Below are 1,569 nucleotides of genomic sequence, written 5' to 3'. Positions count from 1 at the left end.
CACGGCACGGACGTGATCGGTACGTCGCTGGTGCTCGCGAAGGCGATCGAGAAGACCGGTTACGACCTGGTCATCTGCGGTATGGCGTCGACGGACGGCACCATGGGTGTGCTGCCGGCGCTGCTCGCCGAGCGGCTCTCCGTCCCGCAGGTCACGCTGCTGTCCGAGGTTTCCGTCCAGGACGGCACGGTGACGGGCCGCCGTGACGGTGACACCGCGTCGGAGCAGCTGGAGGCGTCGCTGCCGGCGGTGGTCTCGGTGACCGACCAGTCGGGTGAGGCCCGCTACCCGTCGTTCAAGGGCATCATGGCGGCGAAGAAGAAGCCGGTTGTGTCCCTGGACCTGGGGGACCTGGACATCGAGGCGGACGAGGTCGGTCTGGGCGGTGCCTGGAGCGCGGTCGATTCCGCGGCCGAGCGTCCGGCCCGTACGGCGGGCACGATCGTCAAGGACGAGGGCGAGGGCGGCAAGCAGCTGGCCGAGTTCCTTGCGGGCCAGAAGTTCATCTGAGCCCCGGCCCTTCGCGGGCCGGGAGTCATCCGGGCCCCGGCTGTTCCCTCTTCCCCGCCCCCGCCTCTTTCGCACGCAGGAGATTGAAGTCCCATGGCTGAAGTTCTCGTCTATGTCGACCACGTGGACGGTGCCGTCCGCAAGCCCACCCTGGAGCTGCTGACGCTCGCCCGCCGTATCGGTGAGCCCGTCGCCGTCGCGCTGGGCAACGGTGCCGCGGAGACCGCCGGTGTGCTGGCCGAGCACGGTGCGGTCAAGGTCCTGACCGCCGACGCGCCGGAGTTCGCCGACTACCTCGTCGTTCCGAAGGTGGACGCGCTGCAGGCCGCCTACGACGCGGTATCGCCGGCCGCGGTGCTGCTGCCCTCGTCCGCGGAGACCAAGGAGATCGCGGCCCGTCTCGCGGTCCGTATCGGTTCCGGCATCATCACCGACGCCGTCGACCTGGAGGCCGGTGACTCCGGTCCGGTCGCCACCCAGTCCGCGTTCGCCGCCTCGTACACCACCAAGTCCCGTGTCTCCAGGGGCACCGCGGTCATCACGGTCAAGCCGAACTCGGCCCCCGTCGAGCCGGCCACGGGTGCGGGCACCGTCGAGGCCCTCACCGTGTCCTTCTCCGCGACGGCCACCGGCACCAAGGTCCTGTCCCGCACCCCGCGCGAGTCGACCGGCCGCCCCGAGCTGACCGAGGCCGCGATCGTCGTCTCCGGCGGCCGCGGCGTCAACGGCGCCGAGAACTTCGCCATCATCGAGGCCCTCGCCGACTCCCTCGGCGCGGCCGTCGGCGCCTCCCGCGCCGCGGTCGACGCCGGCTGGTACCCGCACACCAACCAGGTCGGCCAGACCGGCAAGTCCGTCTCCCCGCAGCTCTACATCGCCTCCGGCATCTCCGGCGCGATCCAGCACCGGGCCGGCATGCAGACCTCGAAGACCATCATCGCGATCAACAAGGACGCCGAAGCCCCGATCTTCGACCTCGTCGACTACGGCGTCGTCGGCGACCTCTTCAACGTCGTCCCCCAGCTCACCGACGAGGTCAAGACCCGCAAGGGCTGACCC

At 70.6% G+C, this 1,569-nt stretch carries 2 protein-coding genes; both read left to right on the top strand.

The window, feature by feature from the left end:
* On the top strand, positions 1 to 510 hold a 510-nt coding region (locus tag ACFQ6X_RS35145; RefSeq protein WP_383188034.1), incomplete at its 5' end, for an electron transfer flavoprotein subunit beta/FixA family protein.
* A gap of 93 nt (positions 511 to 603) precedes the next feature.
* A complete protein-coding gene (locus ACFQ6X_RS35140; protein WP_383188031.1) occupies positions 604 to 1,566 on the top strand; it encodes an electron transfer flavoprotein subunit alpha/FixB family protein in 963 nt (320 codons plus the stop codon).
* Positions 1,567 to 1,569: the final 3 nt, after the last annotated feature.

Origin of the sequence: Streptomyces sp. NPDC056452 (genome assembly GCF_042796085.1) — a bacterium.
In the GTDB taxonomy this organism is placed as follows: domain Bacteria; phylum Actinomycetota; class Actinomycetes; order Streptomycetales; family Streptomycetaceae; genus Streptomyces.
The sequence above is the reverse complement of the archived record's forward strand: the minus strand, read 5'-3'. Positions and strand labels throughout refer to the sequence as shown.